The 19,262-nt window shown below is 62.4% G+C and carries 19 protein-coding genes; 5 read left to right on the top strand and 14 right to left on the bottom strand.

The window, feature by feature from the left end; translation table 11 throughout:
• Window positions 1-2: 2 nt before the first annotated feature.
• The 5 genes from phnK to phnG form a co-directional block, all read right to left on the bottom strand.
• Window positions 3-773 carry a phosphonate C-P lyase system protein PhnK gene (phnK, locus tag AQUI_RS0110745; protein WP_027257525.1) on the bottom strand — a complete coding sequence of 257 codons (771 nt, stop codon included), beginning with the start codon at window positions 771-773 and terminating at the stop codon, window positions 3-5.
• Complete coding sequence (locus AQUI_RS0110740; RefSeq protein WP_027257524.1) at window positions 773-1,630, bottom strand: alpha-D-ribose 1-methylphosphonate 5-phosphate C-P-lyase PhnJ; 858 nt, start codon at window positions 1,628-1,630, stop codon at window positions 773-775. The genes phnK and AQUI_RS0110740 overlap by 1 nt, the downstream gene beginning before the upstream one ends.
• Before the next feature lie 312 nt (window positions 1,631-1,942).
• A complete protein-coding gene (locus AQUI_RS0110735) occupies window positions 1,943-3,043 on the bottom strand; it encodes a carbon-phosphorus lyase complex subunit (RefSeq protein ID WP_027257523.1) in 1,101 nt (366 codons plus the stop codon).
• 3 nt (window positions 3,044-3,046) lie between these two features.
• Window positions 3,047-3,631 carry a phosphonate C-P lyase system protein PhnH gene (gene phnH / locus AQUI_RS0110730; RefSeq protein ID WP_027257522.1) on the bottom strand — a complete coding sequence of 195 codons (585 nt, stop codon included), beginning with the start codon at window positions 3,629-3,631 and terminating at the stop codon, window positions 3,047-3,049.
• Window positions 3,631-4,083 (bottom strand): phosphonate C-P lyase system protein PhnG, encoded by a 453-nt coding sequence (phnG, locus tag AQUI_RS0110725; RefSeq protein ID WP_027257521.1) that lies wholly within the window; start codon window positions 4,081-4,083, stop codon window positions 3,631-3,633. Before phnG ends, phnH begins: the two co-directional genes overlap by 1 nt.
• A 107-nt stretch (window positions 4,084-4,190) precedes the next feature.
• On the opposite strand from phnG, the gene phnF reads away from it, so the two are divergent.
• Window positions 4,191-4,904, top strand: coding sequence for a phosphonate metabolism transcriptional regulator PhnF (gene phnF / locus AQUI_RS0110720; RefSeq protein ID WP_027257520.1), 714 nt, complete (start codon window positions 4,191-4,193; stop codon window positions 4,902-4,904).
• A 51-nt stretch (window positions 4,905-4,955) separates the two neighbouring features.
• On the opposite strand, the gene AQUI_RS0110715 is transcribed toward phnF, so the two are convergent.
• The 3 genes from AQUI_RS0110715 to AQUI_RS0110705 are packed head-to-tail and all read right to left on the bottom strand — an operon-like array spanning window position 4,956 to window position 7,170.
• On the bottom strand, window positions 4,956-5,759 hold the full coding sequence (locus AQUI_RS0110715) for an ABC transporter substrate-binding protein (RefSeq protein ID WP_027257519.1): 804 nt from the start codon (window positions 5,757-5,759) through the stop codon (window positions 4,956-4,958).
• Window positions 5,756-6,466 (bottom strand): ATP-binding cassette domain-containing protein, encoded by a 711-nt coding sequence (locus AQUI_RS0110710; protein ID WP_035919916.1) that lies wholly within the window; start codon window positions 6,464-6,466, stop codon window positions 5,756-5,758. Before AQUI_RS0110710 ends, AQUI_RS0110715 begins: the two co-directional genes overlap by 4 nt.
• Window positions 6,466-7,170 (bottom strand): ABC transporter permease, encoded by a 705-nt coding sequence (locus AQUI_RS0110705; protein WP_027257517.1) that lies wholly within the window; start codon window positions 7,168-7,170, stop codon window positions 6,466-6,468. Before AQUI_RS0110705 ends, AQUI_RS0110710 begins: the two co-directional genes overlap by 1 nt.
• Window positions 7,171-7,459: 289 nt before the next feature.
• On the opposite strand from AQUI_RS0110705, the gene nadA reads away from it, so the two are divergent.
• The 3 genes from nadA to nadC are packed head-to-tail and all read left to right on the top strand — an operon-like array spanning window position 7,460 to window position 10,923.
• Window positions 7,460-8,512, top strand: a complete 1,053-nt coding sequence (nadA, locus tag AQUI_RS0110700; RefSeq protein WP_027257516.1) for a quinolinate synthase NadA — start codon at window positions 7,460-7,462, stop codon at window positions 8,510-8,512.
• A gap of 3 nt (window positions 8,513-8,515) precedes the next feature.
• Window positions 8,516-10,072, top strand: coding sequence for an L-aspartate oxidase (locus AQUI_RS0110695; RefSeq protein ID WP_027257515.1), 1,557 nt, complete (start codon window positions 8,516-8,518; stop codon window positions 10,070-10,072).
• Window positions 10,069-10,923 carry a carboxylating nicotinate-nucleotide diphosphorylase gene (gene nadC / locus AQUI_RS0110690; RefSeq protein ID WP_027257514.1) on the top strand — a complete coding sequence of 285 codons (855 nt, stop codon included), beginning with the start codon at window positions 10,069-10,071 and terminating at the stop codon, window positions 10,921-10,923. Before AQUI_RS0110695 ends, nadC begins: the two co-directional genes overlap by 4 nt.
• Before the next feature lie 33 nt (window positions 10,924-10,956).
• Here nadC and AQUI_RS0110685 read toward each other — a convergent pair whose 3' ends face one another.
• From AQUI_RS0110685 to AQUI_RS0110665, 5 genes are all read right to left on the bottom strand, one after another.
• Window positions 10,957-12,429, bottom strand: a complete 1,473-nt coding sequence (locus tag AQUI_RS0110685) for a hypothetical protein (protein ID WP_027257513.1) — start codon at window positions 12,427-12,429, stop codon at window positions 10,957-10,959.
• Entirely contained in the window at window positions 12,426-13,190 is a 765-nt protein-coding gene (locus tag AQUI_RS0110680; RefSeq protein ID WP_027257512.1) for a methyltransferase domain-containing protein, read from the bottom strand. Before AQUI_RS0110680 ends, AQUI_RS0110685 begins: the two co-directional genes overlap by 4 nt.
• Window positions 13,191-13,208: 18 nt before the next feature.
• Window positions 13,209-13,589, bottom strand: coding sequence for a GtrA family protein (locus AQUI_RS0110675; RefSeq protein WP_027257511.1), 381 nt, complete (start codon window positions 13,587-13,589; stop codon window positions 13,209-13,211).
• A 2-nt stretch (window positions 13,590-13,591) separates the two neighbouring features.
• Window positions 13,592-14,566, bottom strand: coding sequence for a glycosyltransferase family 2 protein (locus AQUI_RS27605; RefSeq protein ID WP_035919915.1), 975 nt, complete (start codon window positions 14,564-14,566; stop codon window positions 13,592-13,594).
• A gap of 202 nt (window positions 14,567-14,768) precedes the next feature.
• The gene (locus tag AQUI_RS0110665; RefSeq protein ID WP_027257510.1) at window positions 14,769-16,754 is read right to left on the bottom strand and encodes a CocE/NonD family hydrolase; all 1,986 of its coding nucleotides are present in this window, start codon (window positions 16,752-16,754) and stop codon (window positions 14,769-14,771) included.
• A 141-nt stretch (window positions 16,755-16,895) separates the two neighbouring features.
• On the opposite strand from AQUI_RS0110665, the gene AQUI_RS0110660 reads away from it, so the two are divergent.
• Window positions 16,896-17,684: a helix-turn-helix transcriptional regulator gene (locus AQUI_RS0110660; protein WP_027257509.1), complete on the top strand. Its 789-nt coding sequence runs from the start codon at window positions 16,896-16,898 to the stop codon at window positions 17,682-17,684.
• Window positions 17,685-17,717: 33 nt separating this feature from the next.
• Here AQUI_RS0110660 and AQUI_RS0110655 read toward each other — a convergent pair whose 3' ends face one another.
• Window positions 17,718-18,821 carry a CaiB/BaiF CoA transferase family protein gene (locus AQUI_RS0110655; RefSeq protein WP_027257508.1) on the bottom strand — a complete coding sequence of 368 codons (1,104 nt, stop codon included), beginning with the start codon at window positions 18,819-18,821 and terminating at the stop codon, window positions 17,718-17,720.
• Window positions 18,822-19,262 lie beyond the last annotated feature (441 nt).

Below are 19,262 nucleotides of genomic sequence, written 5' to 3'. Positions count from 1 at the left end.
CCTCACACTTGCAGCACGCTGGAGACCAGCAGCTGGGTATAGCCATGCTGGGGATCATCCAGCACCTGATCGGTCAGCCCGGTTTCAACCACACGGCCATCCTTCATCACCATCAGCCGGTCCGCCAAGAGACGCACCACCGCCAGGTCGTGGGTGACGATGATGGCGCTCAGCCCCATCTCGCGCACCAGCCCCCGCAACAGATCCAGCAGCCGTGCCTGTACCGAGACATCAAGGCCGCCGGTCGGCTCATCCATGAACACCAGGCGCGGGCCGGTCACCAGATTGCGGGCGATCTGCAGCCGCTGCTGCATGCCGCCGGAAAAAGCCGACGGACGGTCATCAATGCGGCTTTCGGAAATCTCCACCCGGCCCAGCCAATCCGCAGCCTGGGCTCGGATCCCGCCATAATGGCGGTCTCCCACCGCCATCAGCCGTTCACCAATGTTGCCGCCAGCGCTCACGGACATCCGCAGTCCATCGCGGGCGTGCTGGTGGACAAACGCCCAGTCGGTGCGGCTTAGCATCCGGCGTTCCGGCTCGGACATGGTGACGGTATCCACCGGACCATTGGCACGGGTGTCAAAGATCACCTCCCCCTGGTCAGGGGGCAGATGGCCCGCCAGGCTGTTCAGCAGCGTCGACTTACCCGAACCGCTCTCGCCCACGATCCCCATCACCTCGCCAGGATAGAGATCAAAGCTCACATCCGTGCAGCCGATCCGCGCGCCATAGAATTTGGCGACGTTTTGCACTTGCAGCAAAGGTGTCATCACGCTGCCTCCTCGCCCAGGCGGCCGGTATGGCCTGCGTCGCGCCGCGAGCGGCAGTAATCGGTGTCCGAGCAGACAAACATCCGGTTGCCCGCATCATCCAGGATCACCTCGTCCAGATAGCTGTCTTTCGCCGCACATAGATCGCAAGCATGATCGGCCTTGCTTGCTTCAAACGGATAGTCCTCAAAATCCAGCGAGACGACCTTGGTGTACGGCGGTACCGCGTAGATGCGCTGTTCCCGCCCTGCGCCGAACAGCTGGATCGCCGCCATTTCCATCTTGGGGTTGTCAAACTTCGGGATCGGCGAAGGATCCATCACATAACGCCCTTCCACCTTCACCGGATAGGCATAGGCGGTGGCAATCGCACCGTGCTGGCTGATGTCCTCATAAAGTTTCACGTGCATCAGCCCGTATTCCTGCAAGGCATGCATCTTGCGGGTCTCGGTTTCCCTCGGCTCCAGAAACCGCAGCGGTTCGGGGATCGGCACCTGGTAGACCAAGATTTGATCTTCGGTCAGCTCCGCTTCGGGGATCCGATGGCGGGTCTGGATGATGCTGGCCTTTTCGGTTTCCTCGGTGGTTTCAACACCCGCAGTCTTTTCAAAGAACTTGCGGATCGACACAGCATTTGTAGTGTCGTCAGCCCCCTGGTCGATCACTTTCAGCGTATCGTCCGGCGTCAGAGACGCGGCTGAGACCTGCACCCCGCCGGTGCCCCAGCCATAAGGCATCGGCATTTCGCGGCTGGCAAATGGCACCTGATAGCCCGGCACCGCCAGACCTTTGAGGATCGCCCGGCGGATCATCCGCTTGGTCTGTTCGTCGAGATATGCAAAGTTGTAGTCAGACATCCTGACCTCGCATTAAAGTTTTTTGGCCGAAACCGGTTTGGAGCGCGGATTTTCGATGGAAGACATTATCGGTTTTGTCTTGGTGATTGGCCTTGGTGCCTTGATTTGGGCAATAGTCCGAGTTTTTCGCACACTGCGCGCTGGCGGGTACGATCAGACATCCCGTCGCCAATCTGAAAACAGTCACACAAGTATAGACCCGGTTGATGCCAGCCTTGCGTCTCGTGGCCCCGGCTCTGGACGACCTTGGGGACAGAACCAGGACAGTGGAGGCTTCGACGGAGGAGACGCTGGCGGAGGCGGCGGCTGAACTCATTCCGCAGCCTCCCGTGCCGCAAGAGTTTCCGCCAGCTCTGCTGCCTCGTGGCGCAGTTTGCGAACCAGCTCCAGCTCGGACTGAAAATCCACGTAATGCGGCAGTTTGATATGCTCCAGAAAGCCGGTGGCCTGGATGTTGTCGGCGTGGCTCAGGACAAATTCCTCGTCCTGCGCAGGTGCGCCCAGATTGTCCTCGCCCAGTTCTTCCCAGCGCAGCGCCCGGTCGACCAGCGCCATGGCGATGGACTTACGCTCTGACTGGCCGAAGACCAGCCCATAGCCGCGGGTGAACTGCGGCGGCACCGTTTTCGAACCTTTGAACTGGTTCACTGTCTCGCATTCGGTCAGCTCCACCTCACCGATCTCGACGGCAAATCCCAGCTCAGGAATCTCTATCTCCACCGGCACGGTGCCGATCCGCAACTCGCCGACAAAAGCGTGATTGCGGGCATAGCCGCGCTGGGTGGAGTAAGCCATGCCAAGGATGAAGCCCTCATCCCCGCGGGCCAGCGATTGCAGGCGTACCGCACGCCCAGCAGGGAAAGACATCGGCTCGCGGGTCAGATCCCCCGGCACTGCGTCCGAGGACGGCTCGCGCTCGATAATGTCCTCGCCTTGCAGGAACTCTGCGATATGCGGCGTTGCTTCCATGCGCGGATCCGCAACCGGAGCCTCGGGCACTTCGCCGTCCGCGGCCAGTTTGAAGTCCAGCAGCCGGTGGGTGTAGTCGAAGGTCGGCCCCAGCACCTGACCGCCCGGCGCATCCTTGAAGGTCGCGGAAATCCGGCGGTCGCAGGCCATTTCACCGGTTTCCACCGGCAGCGTATAGCCAAACCGCGGCAAGGTGGTGCGGTAGGCGCGGATCAGGAAAATGGCCTCGATCAGATCGCCGCGTGATTGCTTGATCGCCAGCGCCGCCAGATCCGGATCGTACAGCGATCCTTCCGCCATCACCCGGTTCACCGCCAGGCTGAGCTGTTCGCGGATCTGGGCGTAGGAAAGTTCAGCAACATCTGTGTCGCCGCGGCGCTCTTCCGCCAGCCAAGCATGGGCGTTGTCAATCGCCCGCTCACCGCCTTTTACTGCCACATACATCGTTCAGGCCTCCGCGCTGATTTGGGTGGACCGGGGCAGCGCAGCCACCTGTGTCCCGCAGGTAAAGAAAAAATCCACCCCCAGCGGGTAAAGCAGCGTGTTATTCTGAAAGGCCGCCAAATCGGGCAGCGCCATCTTTGCAGCGTCCTTGATGCCGGGCCCCGACAGGACGGCATTGGGGGCGCCGAAGCCCGGCACTTCCACAATCAGGGTGGCGGAGCGATCCGGATACTCCGGCGTCCCAATCCGGAAGCGGTCAAGCGGCGTCAGCGCTGCCCAGCTGCCGAGGGCGAAATCCGCCTGCTCCGCCGCCACAATAGGTGCGCCGGTGTGAAATGCCAGCCAGCCACGCAAGACTTCGCTGTCCACATCCGGGGCCAGATAGACACCGGTTTCCGGATCGCACAGGGTCAGAAGCAGGCTGCCAGCGGCAACCGAGATCCCGTCGGGCGGGATGGCGCCGTTGATCTCTTCGGTCCGGCCGGGCCGTGCCATCGCATTCATCGCTGCACGAAACGCTTGGGCCGAGACCACCGGCGGATTGCTGAGCCCGCCGACATAGGCCGTGTTCTGAAGCTGCTGCGGCATCAGTCCTCTCCCCGCACCATTGTGAAAAACTCAACCTTGGTTGCCGCCGCCTTGGCGGCCCGGGCCGTCTTGCGGGCCTTGCGTTCGGCGGCCAGCGGTTCCAGCACTGCGGTAGACAGGCCGGCCGCCGCACCAGTCTGCATCAGCGCATCAATCTTGGCGGCCATTCCGGCCTTTGCTTTGCTGCGGCCCTGCACATAGCCGTGGCCAACCGTTCCGTCCTCCAGCGATAGCGCACAACGGGTGACGGTCATCTCACCCAGATTGAATGAGGCACCGGACCCGCCCATGCGCCCCCGGACCATAACGCCACCTGCTTCCGGCGCGCGCAGCCATTCACAGGCGGGATCGGCCCCGTATTCTTGCCACAGCTCAGCAAGCCGGACCTCGTCAGCAGAGGCCAGCAAGCTCATCCAGCCCTTGCGCTCCTCTGCGGAAAATTTCGTGTTCATTTGTCTAAGCCTCTTGGCCAGGTTGTCTACATATTCTATATAACTAGACAAATGATACTTGAGTCGCCTCCACCGGCGCAATCCAAGACTTGTGAAAGTTCCATGACATGGCCCGCACCCCCGTTTGGAAGTCCATCGCCATTGCACTGACAGACGACATTGCGCAGGGCCGCTACGAGACCGGAGGCAAGCTGCCCGCCGAAGCGCAGCTGTCGGCACGTTTCGGGGTGAACCGCCACACTGTGCGCCGGGCGTTGGCCGATATGGCGGAACAGGGCCTGGTGCACCCGCGCCGCGGCGCCGGGGTGTTCGTGGCGGCCAAACCCACGGATTATCCAATCGGCAAGCGGGTGCGCTTTCACCAGAACCTGACGCGCGAGGGGCGCAGTCCTGCCAAACAGATCCTCTCCCTGGAAACCCGCGCCGCGGCCCCCCGTGAAGCCAAAGCGCTCCAGCTGATTCCAGGCGCCCAGGTGCATGTCTATGACGGGCTCTCCTTGGCTGACGGCCAGCCCATCGCCCTGTTTCAAAGCATTTTTCCCGCGGACCGGTTTCCCGGAATTCTGGACGCGCTGGAAGACCTGCGCTCCGTCACTGCGGCGCTACTGCGGTTTGGCGTCGAAGATTACACCCGGTCCGAGACCCGGATCACTGCCAAACTTGCCACTGCCACTCAGGCGCTGCACCTCAAGATCGCCGAAGGCAGTCCGATTCTGCGCACCACGGGCATCAATACGGACCCAAAAGGCCGCCCGGTGGAGTTTGGCCGCACATGGTTCGCCGGCGATCGTGTCACTTTGAATGTTGACGGCGGGACTTGAAGCAAAAGCCCCCGCAGACAGCAGGAGCCCAGTGCGCAAGTCAAAAAAGCCTTACTGTTTGGCGTTGAACACAAACAGTGTCTCGCCATTAATCCGATAGCCATTGATCAAGCTCTTAGCCTTGTCAGACACCAGCCACGCCTCCAGCTGCATCGCCAGGCCGTTCTTAGCGTGACCATGTTTTTCAGGGTTCACCGGGATGTAAGCGTATTGGTTGAACAGCACCGGGTCGCCCTCAAACAGCAGTGCCAGCCCGCCCTTATTGCCAAAGTTCAGCCAGCTGGCGCGGTCCGACATGATGTAGCCATCCATGCCCGACGCAGTGTTCAGGGCCGCCCCCATTCCGGCGCCGACCGCGCGGTGCCAATCGCCGAAATCCTCTGGGTCAAGACCTGCCGAAGCCCACAGGCTCAGTTCCTTTTTGTGGGTGCCGCTGTCATCGCCGCGGCTGACAAATGGGGCCGCGGCTGCAGCAATTTTCTGCAGCGCGCCGACGGCATCTGACGCAGCAGAGATATCCGCCTTATCCGCCTTGGGGCCGACGAAGACAAAATCATTGTACATGATCTCGCGGCGGTGAGTGCCATTGCCGCCCGCCAGAAACTTTTCCTCGGCCTTACGGGAATGCACCAGGATGGCATCCACATCACCCGCCTCGCCCAGCCGGATCGCCTGGCCGGTGCCGACGACCAGCAGCTGCAGATCAAGCCCCAGATCTTTCTTGATTTCCGGCAGCAGGATTTCCGCCAGCCCGGAATTGTGGAAAGAGGTTGTGACCGCCATCTTCATCTCTGACGCCAACCCGGCAGCGGCCAAGGTCAAATAAGCAATTGCACCAATAATCAGACGTTTCATTCGACTATATCTCCGTTCAAAAAGGCACGCCCTTGCGGCGTCTGCGGCCCGGCAAAAAAATCCGCCGCCGGGCTGAATTCATGAATGCGGCCCTGCAGGACAAAGATCACCTCATCCGCCAGCCGCCGCGCCTGTCCCATGTTGTGGGTGGACATAACCAGCCGTGTGCCGCTCTCGGATGCATGGGCCAGGATTTCCTCGATTTCGCGGGTGGCACGGCCATCCAGCGCCGCACAGGGTTCATCCAGAAACAAGACTTGCGGCTCACGCACCAGGGCGCGCGCAAGAGCCAGTTTTTGCCGTTCGCCACCGGACAGCATGGTCGCCTGGCGTTCCAAAATTCCCCCCAGCCCCACACGTTTTGCCCAATCGGCCGCCCGCGCGCGCGCCTCCTTGCGAGCAATGCCGGTCAACCGCAGCGGATAGGCGATGTTGTCAATCACCGAGCGCCGCATCATCACCGGGGTCTGGAACACAAAGGCCTGATGTTTCTGCGCTTCGTCCAGCGGACAGGCCCAGTCCAGGCTGCCGCCGTTCATCCGCACAATGCCATGCAGCATCTTCAACAGTGTCGTCTTGCCCGCCCCGTTGGGACCAATCACAATCGAGGTGCCCTGCCCGCCCAGTGTCAGATCCACCGGCCCGACCAAAACCTTGCTGCGACGGCGCACCACAGCGCCCTTGGCCACCAGCGGGAACATCTGCATCACCAGCGCCCCTCGCTCTCAGTCCGGCCCAGCCAGTGAATCGCCAGATTCACCGCAATTGCCAGCGCGATCAGGACAAACCCCAGCCCCAGCGCCATAGCGAACTCGCCTTTGCCGGTTTCCAGTGCAATCGCCGTGGTCAGCACCCGTGTTGCGTGGTCGATATTGCCGCCCACCACCATGATCGCACCGACCTCGCCAATCGCCCGGCCAAACCCCGCCAGTGCCGCTGTCAGCAGCGCCCGGCGACCGTCCCATAGCAGCGCCTTGATGCGCTGCAGCTGGGTCGCGTTCATCGAGATCAAGAGATCGTGGTAATCGCTCCACAGCTCGCGCAGCGACTGATGCGCAACCGAAGCCACCAAGGGAACAACAATAATCACCTGCGCGATGATCATCGCCGTGGGCGTGAACAGCAGGCCAAACACGCCAAACGGCCCGGCCCGCGACAGGAACACATAAACCACAAGCCCCACCACCACCGGCGGCAGCCCCATCAGCGCATTCAGCACCGCTATCGTGGCCCGGCGCAGCCGGAACCTGCGCACCGCCAGAAACGCCGCCAGCGGCAGTGCAATAGCACAGGCAATCGCCAGCGCGGTCAGCGTCACCCGCAATGAGCGCAGGGTGATTTCGACCAGATCCGCGTCCAGCGTCGCCAGCAGCCAAAAGGCCTGGCTCAGTCCTGCCCACAGATCATTCATTGCGTCCAGTCACTCTCCCAAAGGCCAACTGCCGACCCGGTCTAACATGGCTTTGCGCGGCTCCAAATCACAGGAGCAGACGCTGGGACAGCCAAAAACGGCAATCCGGCTGGAAAATTCTGCCCCCGATACCCATCTGAGAAGTAACGGCTTCCCGAAGATGCCGCCTGTTAGCGCCAAATCACCGCTTTTGGCTGCAAAACCCCTCTCGCGCGCTTGCGTGCGCCAAATGAACATGAAACAACCCCCGTCCAAAGTGTCCCCTTGGACGCAACTTTGAGGACTTGCCATGTTCGACCTGCAATCCATGCGGGATCAACTCGCCAGCCAGTATGATCTGGCGCCCAATCCTGCCCTTGCCGAAAAGATGACGGATGTTTACGCGCGGATGAACCGCGTTGTGAATCCCATCGAATGGGTCGCCCATGCGCCGTATGTTGCGGCCATTCTGGAGCTGAAAAAGCAGCGCAATGCCGTGATCCTGGCGCATAACTACATGACGCCCGAGATCTATCACGGCGTGTCGGATGTGGTTGGCGACAGTCTGCAGCTGGCGATCGAAGCGGCGAATGTCGAGGCTGACGTGATCGTCCAGTGCGGCGTGCATTTCATGGCCGAAACCTCCAAGATTCTCAGCCCGGACAAGACGGTGCTGATTCCCGATATGGAGGCCGGTTGCTCGCTGGCGGAATCGATCACCGCCGAGGGCATCGAACAGATGCGCGCCAAATATCCCGGCGCGCCGGTGGTCTCCTACGTGAACACCACGGCTGAGGTAAAAGCCGCATCGGACATCTGCTGCACCTCGTCGAACGCGGCACAGATCGTCGCCGCGCAAGACAGCCACACAGTCATCATGACACCGGACCAGTACCTGGCGCAGAATGTCGCCAAACAGGTGCCGCAGAAAAACGTGGTCTGGTGGGAAGGCTCCTGTATCGTGCACGAGCAATACACCGCCCAGGATCTTCGCGATTTCCGCGAATGGAACCCCGGCACGCGGCTGATCGCCCATCCGGAATGCCCGCCCGATGTGGTCGCCGAGGCCGATTTTTCCGGCTCCACCAGCGGCATTCTGAAGTACGTGACCGACGAGAAGCCGGAAAAGGCGATGCTGATCACCGAATGTTCGATGGCCTCGAACATCGCCGACCAGCTGCCCGAGGTCGATTTTGTCGGTCCCTGCAACATGTGCCCTTACATGAAGAAGATCACCCTGGAGAAGATCCTGTGGTCTCTGCACACCATGTCCGAGCCGGTCGTGGTCGATGAAGCTGTGGCCGAAAAGGCCCGTGTCGCGGTGCAGCGGATGATTGACCTCAGCCAGAAACTTGGCGTCTGATCTGTGATCGAAACCGGCCGCATTGTTATTGCCGGCGCAGGACTCGGCGCGCTCTACGCTGCGCTTGAGCTGGCACCGCGGCCGGTTCTGGTGATCTCACCCGAGCCTCTGGGCGAGGGCGCAAGCTCGGCTTGGGCGCAGGGCGGTGTTGCTGCCGCCATGGCAACCCACGACACGCCGGAGGCCCACGCTGTTGACACCGTGCAGGCGGGTGCCGGCACGGTCGACCCTGATGTCGCTGCGATGGTCACACAGGTGGCCCGCGCGCATATCATCGACCTTACCGAGCTTGGCGCGCCTTTCGACCGCGACGCCGACGGCAACTATGTGATGAGCCGCGAGGCCGCACATTCCGCTGCCCGCGTGGTGCGGGTGAAGGGCGATCAGGCCGGCGGTCAGATCATGCAGACCCTGATCGCCGCCGTGCGCGCAGCACCTTCGGTGCAGGTCTTGGAAAACACTCAAGCGGTGCGGTTGGAAACCGAAGGCTGCACCGTCACCGGCATCTGGATCACCCGCGCCGATGTCCCCTCAGCACCGGTGTTGATCAAGGCGCCGGGTGTGCTGCTGGCCGGCGGCGGCTCTGGCGGGCTTTATGCCCATACCACCAACCCGCCGCGCATCCGCGGCCAGGTGATCGGCTTTGCTGCCCGCGCCGGTGCCCGCATTGCCGACCCCGAGTTCGTGCAATTCCACCCCACCGCATTCGACATCGGCGAAGATCCGGCGCCACTGGCCACCGAGGCCCTCCGTGGCGAGGGCGCGGTGCTGATCAACGCCGCTGGCGACCGCTTCATGGTGGAGGAACACCCGGACGCCGAACTGGCCCCCCGCGACATTGTCGCCCGTGCAATCTTTGCCGAAACACAAGGCGACCGCCGTCCAATGCTCGACACACGTGAAGCACTGGGCTCCGAGGTACTGACCCGCTACCCCACCGTTGCCGAAACCTGCGCCCGTGCCGGCATCGACCCGGTGCAGGACCCCATCCCGGTTGCCGTCGCCGCCCATTACCACATGGGCGGGGTCGAGGCCGACATGCAGGGCCGCACCAGCCTGAAAAACCTCTGGGTCTGTGGAGAAGCCTCCTCCACCGGGTTGCACGGCGCCAACCGCCTCGCCTCAAACGGCCTCTTGGAAGCGTTGGTCTACGCCCGCAACGCCGCCCAGGACATTGCGTCTCTGGATGCTCTTGCAGACGCAAGGGCAATCCACCCCAGCTTCCCCGCAGGCGGGCAGAACCTGGATGCGGCCGCTGTCAAAAACCTGCGGGAGACAATGACCGCTTACGCCGGCGTCCGCCGCACTGCCGCCGGCCTGAAACAGGCGCTCACCGCCATTGCCCAGCTGGAAGCTGAACAAGCGGCGGACGAAAACTTTGTCAACATGTGCGCCACCGCCACCCTGATTGCCGCCGCCGCTCTGCAGCGCGAGGAAAGCCGCGGCGGCCATCTCCGTGACGACTTCCCCGAGACCGACCCTGCCCAGGCGCATCGCACGCGCATCTCCCTGAACGAGGCCCTGGCCATCCGCGCCAAGGTTCAAAAGGAACTGACATGAGCACCCAATTCGCCACCCTGCCCGACCTGATCCTGGAACCGATGGTGCGTGCCGCCCTAATGGAGGATCTCGGCCAGAACGGCGACATCACTACCCGCGCGGTGATCCCGGCCTCCGCAACCTACTCCGCCCGGCTGAACGCGCGGGAGGACGGCGTGGTCTCCGGCATGCAGATCGCCCGCATTGCCTTTCACCTGGTGGATGCCGGGCTGAAGGTCGAAACCCTCCTGTCCGATGGCTCGGATTGCAAAAAGGGTGACACCCTGATGACCATCGAAGGCTCCGCCGCCTCGATCCTGTCGGGTGAGCGCGTGGCGCTGAACTTTGCCGGCCGCCTGACCGGCATTGCCACCCTCACCGCCGCCTTTGCAGCGGAGACCAAGGACACCGCCACCCGCATCACCTGCACCCGCAAGACCACACCGGGCCTGCGCATTGCCGAAAAACAGGCGGTGCTGCATGGCGGCGGCTACAACCACCGGTTTGGCCTGTCGGACGCCATCCTGATCAAAGACAACCACATCGCCGCCGCTGGCGGGGTTCGCGCAGTTCTGGAGGCCGCCAAATCCAGTGTCAGCCACATGATGAAAGTGGAAATCGAGGTCGACACCCTGGACCAGCTGAACGAGGTGATCGCCACCGGCGGTGCCGATGTTGTGCTTTTGGACAACATGGACACCCCCACTCTGGTCAAGGCCGTGGAGATGGCCAAGAGCAATGTGGTGACCGAAGCCTCCGGCAACATGCGTCTGGACCGCATTGCCGAGGTGGCCGCAACCGGCGTGGATTACATCTCTTCCGGCGCGCTCACCCATTCGGCGCGCACCCTGGATCTGGGCCTCGATTTCTAAGTCAGCTGCGTATTTCCGGGCTGCTGCCCGGCGTTATTCGTCAGACTGGCGTTTTTTCCGGGCGGCTTCCAGCTTGCCTTCCCTAAGTGCCTTGGGCGACAGCATCAGCACCGACCCGCCGGGTATGTGGCGCACTTCAAAGCCCCGGCCCTCCAGCAAGCCGCCACGCAGCTCCTCCGGCAGACCGGCACAGGCTTCAGGACGGCTTTCGCACATCACGACGTCCCGCCCCGTCAGGTAATTCAGCCGGAACTCGACCGACTGATCCTTTTGCAGGTCTGATGTGTTGGCCGCTTCCAGGGACAGATAGGTGCCGGTGACATAAACCGTTCCTTCCCCGCCAGTCAGCTCTGCCGCCATGTCCTGGCTCAGGCGGTTCCATTCCGTAGAGAAGAAGTGGGTCATCCCGGCAAAGATCACATACAGGGCCGTGATGCCAAACAGCAGGTTGCGGCTCAGCCGGGCCCGCCCGCCGTCACGCAGCTGAAGGGCGAACAATCCGACAAAGATTGCACCAAATGCCCACAGGAAGCCGCCGGACCGCACCGGCATGTCGATGCCGCTGCGAATGACCTGCAGGCAGATCAGCGCCAGCCCCAGCCCGGCCCCGGACAGCATGTACAGCGCCCGCCATTTGTCCCGGCTCCACACGGCCCACACGGCGCAGCCAAGCAGCGCAGTCTGCAGCAGCGCCAGCCCAGTGATGCTGTAACCGCCCTTCAGCACCAGGTTCACCAGGAAATCCCCTGCCAGCTTGGAATTTTTCAATGCCGAGGCCAGATCCGTTGCAGGGCTGGGATTGCGCCAATCTGCCATCGGCACGCCGAACACCCCGTGTTCGGCATAGTTCAGCGAATAGATTGCCAGCATTCCCAAAGCAAAGCTGGCAATGAACAGCACCAGCAAGCCCGCCAGATCCTTTGCAGAACGTGCGGCATCTGCGCGGGTCAGGCTCATCGCGAGGACCAGAAACGGATAGGTCGTATATGACATCAGCGCCGCCGGAACAAAGACCAGCATCAGCCAGCGGCACATCCGCTCGCTCAGCCGGGTGGCAAGCCAGCCATACAGCGCCAAAATGGCTAGCCCAGGGATCAGTGTGTTGAACCACAGCGAGATCAGCACCGATGGCAGACACAGCCCGGCAATCAACGCTACCATCACCCGCTGCCAGATCTCAGCTTCGCGGCCAAGAGCGTTGTGAACCAGACAGCCCAGATAGATCGCCCACAGCAGCTGGTAGGTCAGGAAATTAGCCCAGGCCGGCGTCACCACGCCGCGCAAATGCCACAGATAATTGACCCAGCGCCCTTCGGTCAGGGATTTAGAGTAGAACAGCTCAGGATCCGCCAGCAGCGCCGGATAGTCGTCATGCCGGATCATCGGATCATGCAGTTGGGACAGCGCGGCCAACAGCATCAGGGCAAAAACCGCAGCAACTGTTACCAGCAACTGCGGCACTGCAGACCGCTGCGGAGCGGAGCTGCCGGCGGAGACCAGTGTCATCCAGCAGCCTCCTGGAGGCGTCGGGCACGGCGGGCCAGCACGGCGGCGCGGCCCTGGGCAATCTTGGTCACCATCGGCTGCGGCATCAGCGAGACAACCCCGCGCCGCATCCGCCAGCCCAGGCTGCCGGCCAGCGGAACTTTCTGGCCAGCCGGGATTTCCGCTGCCAGCACCGCCTGCGGCAAGCCTTCGCGACCGGCTTCGTTGGCGTAAAGCACGGTGTTGTAGCGGTACCAGGGCTCGACGCCCTCCATCTCCTTCAGGTGAGGCCGGGCAAAGTCAAAGGCGGTAAAGCCGCGCGCCGCAAACATCTCTTGCCAGAAGGACAGCGGCTTCTCGTTGATGTGGAACTCGCCCCCCTGCCCCGGCACCGCGGCTGAGAAAAGCACCCGGTCTGCGTGGCAGGTCAAGCTATCCACCAGCCGCTCCGAAGCTGCCTCGGGCAGATGTTCACCCACTTCCAGACTTTGGGCCAGATCGAACTTGCGTTTCAGGTCAAAAGGTTTGGTCAGGTCAGCAGCGTGGAACTGCTCACGCGGGATTGCCAGCCGGTCGCGATCTACATAATCGCCATCGACGCCGGCCACATCCATCACACCAGCCTTGATCCATTCGCTCAGCCAAACACCGCGGCCGCTGCCCAGATCCAGCACACTACCTGCTTTCAGATGCGGCTGCACCGCCGAAATCACCGCCTGCGCCGAAGTTCGCGCGCCTTGGTCGATGTAATCGTAAAACTCGTTGGAATAGATATGAGACATTTTTGCTCCGTCCGATAATCAGCCAGCCGCGGCATAAACCCAGAGGCGAAAGATGATGAAGTTCTGAACCGGCAGGATCACTGTGACAGCGGTGGCAGACATCCAATCTGCCCAGCCAGCCGCCGGACCGATGGCGCCGGTGATCAACGCCGAGACGGCAAAACCCGCGGCAATGGCGCAGGCGAAGCGCGCCATCTGGTCCGGCAACCCCAATGGGCGGCGGAAGGTCCACCAGGATTGCAGAACATATTGCACGGCAACCGCGGCTGCAAAGGCCAAGGCATTAGCCGCCGCTTGCGCTAGGCCTGCCGTCAACAGCGCGGTAAAGCCTAGCACATACAGCCCAGCGACCACTGCGCCCACAGCAGAGAAACGCAGAATTTGCCCCCAATCGCGCATTGTCACGACGCTTCCTTATGACGAGGGGCAGTTTCAATGTTCACCGGATCAGCCGTCGCACCGCTGGTTTCCTCCGACAGGAAATACATCGGCCGTTGCTTGCTCTCCATATAGAGCCTGCCGATGTATTCCCCCATGATCCCCAGCGTTAGCAGCTGGATGCCCGAGAAAAAGGAAATCGCCAGCAGCATCGACGCCCAGCCGGGCGCGGTGCTGTGAAGGATCAGCGACAGGAACACATAGACCGCCATCAGGAAGGTCACATAGAGGCTCAGGAACGCCAGCCGTGTCGCCATTTTCAGCGGCTTGGTGGAAAACCCGGTCAGCGCGTCAGTGGCAAAGCGCAGCATGGCGCGGAACGGGTATTTGGTGACACCTGCAACCCGTGCATCGCGCACGTATTCCAGACCGATCTGTTTGTACCCTGCCCAAGCAAACATGCCGCGGATGAACCGCGCGCGCTCAGGCATCGCCAGCACCGCCGCCAGCGCACGGCGGCTGACCAGGCGGAAATCGCCGGTGTCCTTGGGGATATCAACATCCGACAGCGTGTTCAGGAAACGGTAGAACAGATAGGCGGTGGCCTTCTTGAACAGGGTTTCCCCCTGCCGTTCGGCCCGGCGCCCGTATACCACGTCATAGCCGCGGTCCATCATCATCATCATGTCGGGCAGGATTTCCGGCGGGTCCTGAAGGTCGGCATCCAGCATGAAGATACGCGCGCCACGCGCAGCCTCCAGCCCGGCCGTCAATGCCACCTGGTGGCCGCGGTTCGCCGACAGGCGGATGCCGCGCACCACAGGGTACCTGGCGTGAGCCGCCTCGATCGCCGCCCAGGTTTCGTCGCTGGATCCGTCATCCGCCAGGATGATTTCGGCGTCCTGCGCCCATGGTTCAATGGCCTGCACTAGCCGCTCCACCAGCATGGGGACCGACTCTTCTTCATTGTAGCAGGGCACAACAACGGAAAGCTGCACTTTCTCGCCCCCAATACTGTTTGTTAACCGCTCGTTAACCAAGATACTGACCGATCCGGCACAGCCAAGGCAACGGCAGCCCGCTGAGGGTTTAAATTGCAATCAAATGGTTAAGGCCCTGTGTGCTTTTGGTAACGCACTATGTCAAAACCAAGGCAAATGCGGACGAATTGCCAAAAATCCGCCCGTATCCCGCCCGGGTTTACAGCACCCCTCGGGGAATCGTCTCTTTCCACTCCTTGACCAGGACAACTTCCTTATTCACGCCTTCAAGGGCGGTCACCCGGCGCCAGAGATAGAAATTATCCCGGTCGCAGGTCACCTTGTTTTCAGTATCAATCGACACCTGCCAGCCGCCACGCTCGAATTCGAAATTCCAGTCGCTTGCAAAGGCAGCCGTGGCCGGATCATCCGGATGCACCTCGTAGTGCATGGAGACATGGCTGCCTACGCACATGCTGTGGTAGGGATCCACCGCCTTGCCGTAATCGTCAAAGGTATCCAGCACCAGCGCGCCGTCCTCCCGGGTCCAGGTCTTGGAGGTGCCGCCCGCATCGCGCAGCTGCTCCGCCTGCAGCAGCGGGTAGGCGCGCGGTGCGCCGGGGTTCTGCGGCGCGATCTCTTGCGAAACCCGCCGCTCCGGCAGCGCCAGCGTACAACTTTCCAGATGCAGCGTGACTTCCGCCGCTTCCGGCGCGGGCCAGACAATCGGCCAGTAGGACGTCGATAGCGCCAGCCGCAGCATGTGCCCCGCCTTCAGACGGTGCGCGCATTCATTCAGCTCGATCTCCGCCTCGTACCGCTCACCCGGCACCAGCTTCCGGGGCGCCTCAAACCCGTTACGGCAGGTCAGATTCAAAGGACGGAAAGTGATCCGTTGCGACACGCCCTCAGGCGAGACATCACACAGCCGCGCCACCAGCTGCGCCACCGGCCTGTCGACGCTGAACGCCACCTTGACCCGCGGCCGGCCCAGCAGCTCCAGCGGGCTTTCCAGCGGTGCGCTGTCAAAACAGGCTGAAAGCGCATCGTCGCCAGCCTGATCGCCCGCCAGCTCATTGTCGAACCTCATCCCTGGACAGAAGTAGCCCGACGCCTGCCCCACCGTCGCGGGGCTGCTGACCGCCTGCGTGCCGCTTGCAGCCTCCCCTGCCAGCACGCCCGCACCCAGATGCATCACCCGCTCCTGCACATTGGGCGAGGGCCACTGCGCCTCTGCCACCCAGCGCCCCTGGCGCGGCTTGTTCTGCATCGCGGGGTTGAAATGCTCTTGCATGTAGACGCGGTAGCCGGGCAGATCCTCGGCCCCGGTCTCTTCTCCCTTCAGCCATTTGCCGAACCAGGCCAGCACCTCGCCATGGAAATCCACCGGGTCCAGCTTGGCAATATGGGCATAGCGGTGCTCCCACGGGCCGATCATCGCCTTGGCGGGCACCTGCAAGTTCGCTGCCAGCGCGGGCGGCGCGTTCACATAGGCATCCGCCCAGCCGGTGATCGCCAGCACCGGCGCTTGGATTGCGGACCAATCCTCGCAGACCGAGCCATGCTTCCACTGCCCGTCCCGCTCCTGATGCCGCAGCCATTCAGCGGGCATAAAAGGCATCTCTTCGATCCGCTTGATCCAGTCCGCGCGCCAGTCCGGGCGCAGCTCCGGATCCGCGGGGCGCGACTGGTAGGCAAACATCTGGCTGCCCCAGTTGGCATTGTCGCTCAAGAGGCAGCCGCCCATGTAGTGGATATCATCGGCATAACGGTCCACGGTCGAGGCCACCGACACCACCGCCTTCAAAGCCGCCGGGCGGCGAAACGCCAGCTGCAGCCCGTTGAAACCGCCCCAAGAGATGCCGATCATACCGATACTGCCGGTGCACCAGGACTGCGCAGCAATCCAAGCCAGCACCGCCTCGCCGTCGCTCAGCTCCTGCTCGGAGTATTCGTCGTCAAACACCCCCTCGCTGTCGCCGGTGCCGGCAATATCCACCCGGATGCAGGCATAGCCTTCGGCGGCGAAAACCGGATGTGTGGTCTCATCGCGGGGCGCGGTGCCGTCGCGCTTGCGGTAGGGCAAATACTCCAAAATTGCCGGAAACGGCCCCTCGCCCTCCGGCATCCACATCCGCGCCGACAGCTTGCGCCCGTCCGGCAGGGTGATCCAAGTGTTTTCAATGATGCTGAATGCGCCGGCCATTTAGTCTTCCTTGTCTCAGTTCCGGGCGGTGCCCTTTGGCGGCACTCTTGCCAAACTGGCACCGTATGAAAAGCGAGCACTTGTATGCAAATGTAAGCGAAGGTACGCACTCAATCAGTCACTCCGTGAAAGCCCGCACCGATGCCAAACGATTTTTCCCGCAATTTGCGAAGGTTGTGCGCCGATACCGGCAGCATCGCCCAGGTCTGCCGCGAGATCGGTATGAACCGGCAGCAGTTTAACCGGTATCTCAACGGGCACGGCCTGCCTTCGGCTCACAATCTGCACCGCATCGCGCGTTACTTCGGCCTGGAGGAGGAGGCGCTGTTTGTCCCGCATCAGGACTTTCGCCAGCAAAGGGGCGCAGCCACCGCAGTGTCGGCCCCGGCTTTGCAATTCGGCAGCCTGTTCCGCGACCAGGCCCGGCGCCTGCGCCGTTTCATGGGGGTCTACCACGGTTACTTCCGCACCCCAACCTGGCCCGGCCAGATCGTGCGCACGCTGATCTGGCTGCGCCCGCAGGACGGTTGCGCCGTTACCCACACGTTTGAGCGTGCCATTGCCCGCGACGGCAGCATTCGCCAGCGCAGCCGCTATGCCGGCATGGCCACCCTCCGCAACAACCGCATCTGCATGTATGAAACGCCCCGCCGCGGCGGCGGCTACCTGTCAGAAACGGTTCTAATGCCCGCCCATCCGCAGCAGGTCTCCTTCTTGCAGGGGCTGACTTTGGGGATCTCCGCTGGCCCCGGCCAGGCACCGTTCGCCACCAGCACCGTCTGGGTACGGATCGGCGAAAGGACCTCGGCCCGCGAAGCGCTGGCCGCAACCGGTGCTTACCCCGAGGCCAGCACCCGCATTGACCCGAAGGTACGGCGCCTGCTGGGAGAACAGCCGCCACTCAGCCTGAGCGCAGGCCTTCAGGAATAACCGCATCCGGTCCGCTGCACGCCGGGCTGCGGGTTACTCCGGCAGCTTCGGCGCCGATTTATCCAACGCAAGTTCCGCTTCGGAAAACTTCCACGGACCCCGCACTCCTGGCACGCCTTCCGGTGCGATCTGCATCTGCCGGTGCTGTATCTGCGGATCCTCAAAGGCCTGCCCGATAGTGTTGATCGGCCCGGCAGGCACCGTCGCCGCTTCCAGCGCCGCCAGAAGCTCCGTTTGCGCCCAGTCCGCCAGCACTTCCTCCAGAACCGCCGTCAGCACCTTGCGGTTGGCAACCCGCAGCTGGTTGGTCTGGAACCGTGCGTCCGCCTTGGCTTCTGCCAGCCCCAACACATCGCACAGCCGCTGGAACTGCCCGTCATTGCCCACCGCCAGGATCACATGGCCGTCTTTCACCGCCATCACCTGATAGGGCGCGATATTCGGATGATCATTGCCCAGCCGCACCGGACTGTCGCCGGTTGCCAGATAGTTCATTGCCTGGTTTGCCAGCAGGGCCGTCGCGCAATCCATCAGCGACATATCCAGATGCTGGCCGCGGCCCGTTGTGTGGCGCTGCTCCACTGCCGCCAGGATGCCGATGGTGCCATAAAGCCCGGTGACAATATCGGTGATCGCCACGCCGACCTTTTGCGGCTGGCCGTCCTGCGCGCCGGTGATCGACATCAGACCTGACATCCCCTGCAGCAGAAAGTCATAGCCTGCCCGTTTGGCATAAGGCCCGTCCTGGCCAAAACCGGTGACGGAGCAGTAGATCAGCCGTGGGTTGATCTGCGCCAGGCTGTCGTAATCCAATCCGTATTTCTTCAGGCCGCCAACCTTGAAGTTCTCGATCAGGATGTCAGCATCCCGGATCAGATCGATCACCGCCTGCTTGCCGCCTTCAGTCCGGAAGTCAGCTATTACACAGTCCTTGCCCCGGTTGGCGGCATAATAATAGGCGGCGGTCTTGTCACCGTCCCGCTCAATGAACGGCGGCCCCCATTTGCGGGTATCGTCGCCGTCCGGGCTTTCCACCTTCACCACTTCGGCGCCCAGATCCGCCAGCGACTGGCCGATCCAGGGCCCGGCCAGGATACGGGCAAGTTCAACCACCTTAAGGCCGGCTAGCGGGGTCATGGGCATTCCTCCCTGTTGGTGCCTGTGTCCTTCGGATCATGCTTAGCGGCTGCAGCACGTTCCCGCAAGATTTGATCAAATACATAAAGGCCCGCCGTCAGCGGCACCGGAATTTCACCAAAACTCCGGCGCGGAAAACCGGGGTTTCCGGTTCGTTTCCCATGCCGGGAGACGGCCCGCCTCAATCCACTGATCCCATCCGTCCTGATAGTAGCCCGCCAGCGCATGGAATCTCAGCGTATTGGCAGCGCTCAGCATTGCGTCATCAGCTAGCGTCTTGACCGCGGTGGTCTTTTCACCTTTTCCTGGGAGACCAGGTGAGCTCCCGTTCGGCGAAGGCAACCCGACTGGTGGAGGTGTCGCAATAGCGGAAGAAGCGGGATTCCGCAGGCACTTTTGACCGGTGTTCCAAGCGTTCCAACCAATGCACCGACACCGGGC

The sequence above is a fragment of the Leisingera aquimarina DSM 24565 genome, from assembly GCF_000473165.1.
GTDB classification, from domain to species: Bacteria; Pseudomonadota; Alphaproteobacteria; order Rhodobacterales; family Rhodobacteraceae; genus Leisingera; species Leisingera aquimarina.
This window is presented reverse-complemented; position numbering and strand designations above follow the sequence as displayed.

What these genes read in the sequence shown, in the direction of transcription:
- phnK (WP_027257525.1), bottom strand. Translation starts at nt 773, where the DNA reads ATGACACCTTTGCTGCAAGTGCAAAACGTCGCCAAATTCTATGGCGCG.
- AQUI_RS0110740 (WP_027257524.1), bottom strand. Translation starts at nt 1,630, where the DNA reads ATGTCTGACTACAACTTTGCATATCTCGACGAACAGACCAAGCGGATG.
- AQUI_RS0110735 (WP_027257523.1), bottom strand. Translation starts at nt 3,043, where the DNA reads ATGTATGTGGCAGTAAAAGGCGGTGAGCGGGCGATTGACAACGCCCAT.
- phnH (WP_027257522.1), bottom strand. Translation starts at nt 3,631, where the DNA reads ATGCCGCAGCAGCTTCAGAACACGGCCTATGTCGGCGGGCTCAGCAAT.
- phnG (WP_027257521.1), bottom strand. Translation starts at nt 4,083, where the DNA reads ATGAACACGAAATTTTCCGCAGAGGAGCGCAAGGGCTGGATGAGCTTG.
- phnF (WP_027257520.1), top strand. Translation starts at nt 4,191, where the DNA reads ATGGCCCGCACCCCCGTTTGGAAGTCCATCGCCATTGCACTGACAGAC.
- AQUI_RS0110715 (WP_027257519.1), bottom strand. Translation starts at nt 5,759, where the DNA reads ATGAAACGTCTGATTATTGGTGCAATTGCTTATTTGACCTTGGCCGCT.
- AQUI_RS0110710 (WP_035919916.1), bottom strand. Translation starts at nt 6,466, where the DNA reads ATGCAGATGTTCCCGCTGGTGGCCAAGGGCGCTGTGGTGCGCCGTCGC.
- AQUI_RS0110705 (WP_027257517.1), bottom strand. Translation starts at nt 7,170, where the DNA reads ATGAATGATCTGTGGGCAGGACTGAGCCAGGCCTTTTGGCTGCTGGCG.
- nadA (WP_027257516.1), top strand. Translation starts at nt 7,460, where the DNA reads ATGTTCGACCTGCAATCCATGCGGGATCAACTCGCCAGCCAGTATGAT.
- nadC (WP_027257514.1), top strand. Translation starts at nt 10,069, where the DNA reads ATGAGCACCCAATTCGCCACCCTGCCCGACCTGATCCTGGAACCGATG.
- AQUI_RS0110685 (WP_027257513.1), bottom strand. Translation starts at nt 12,429, where the DNA reads ATGACACTGGTCTCCGCCGGCAGCTCCGCTCCGCAGCGGTCTGCAGTG.
- AQUI_RS0110680 (WP_027257512.1), bottom strand. Translation starts at nt 13,190, where the DNA reads ATGTCTCATATCTATTCCAACGAGTTTTACGATTACATCGACCAAGGC.
- AQUI_RS0110675 (WP_027257511.1), bottom strand. Translation starts at nt 13,589, where the DNA reads ATGCGCGATTGGGGGCAAATTCTGCGTTTCTCTGCTGTGGGCGCAGTG.
- AQUI_RS0110665 (WP_027257510.1), bottom strand. Translation starts at nt 16,754, where the DNA reads ATGGCCGGCGCATTCAGCATCATTGAAAACACTTGGATCACCCTGCCG.
- AQUI_RS0110660 (WP_027257509.1), top strand. Translation starts at nt 16,896, where the DNA reads ATGCCAAACGATTTTTCCCGCAATTTGCGAAGGTTGTGCGCCGATACC.
- AQUI_RS0110655 (WP_027257508.1), bottom strand. Translation starts at nt 18,821, where the DNA reads ATGACCCCGCTAGCCGGCCTTAAGGTGGTTGAACTTGCCCGTATCCTG.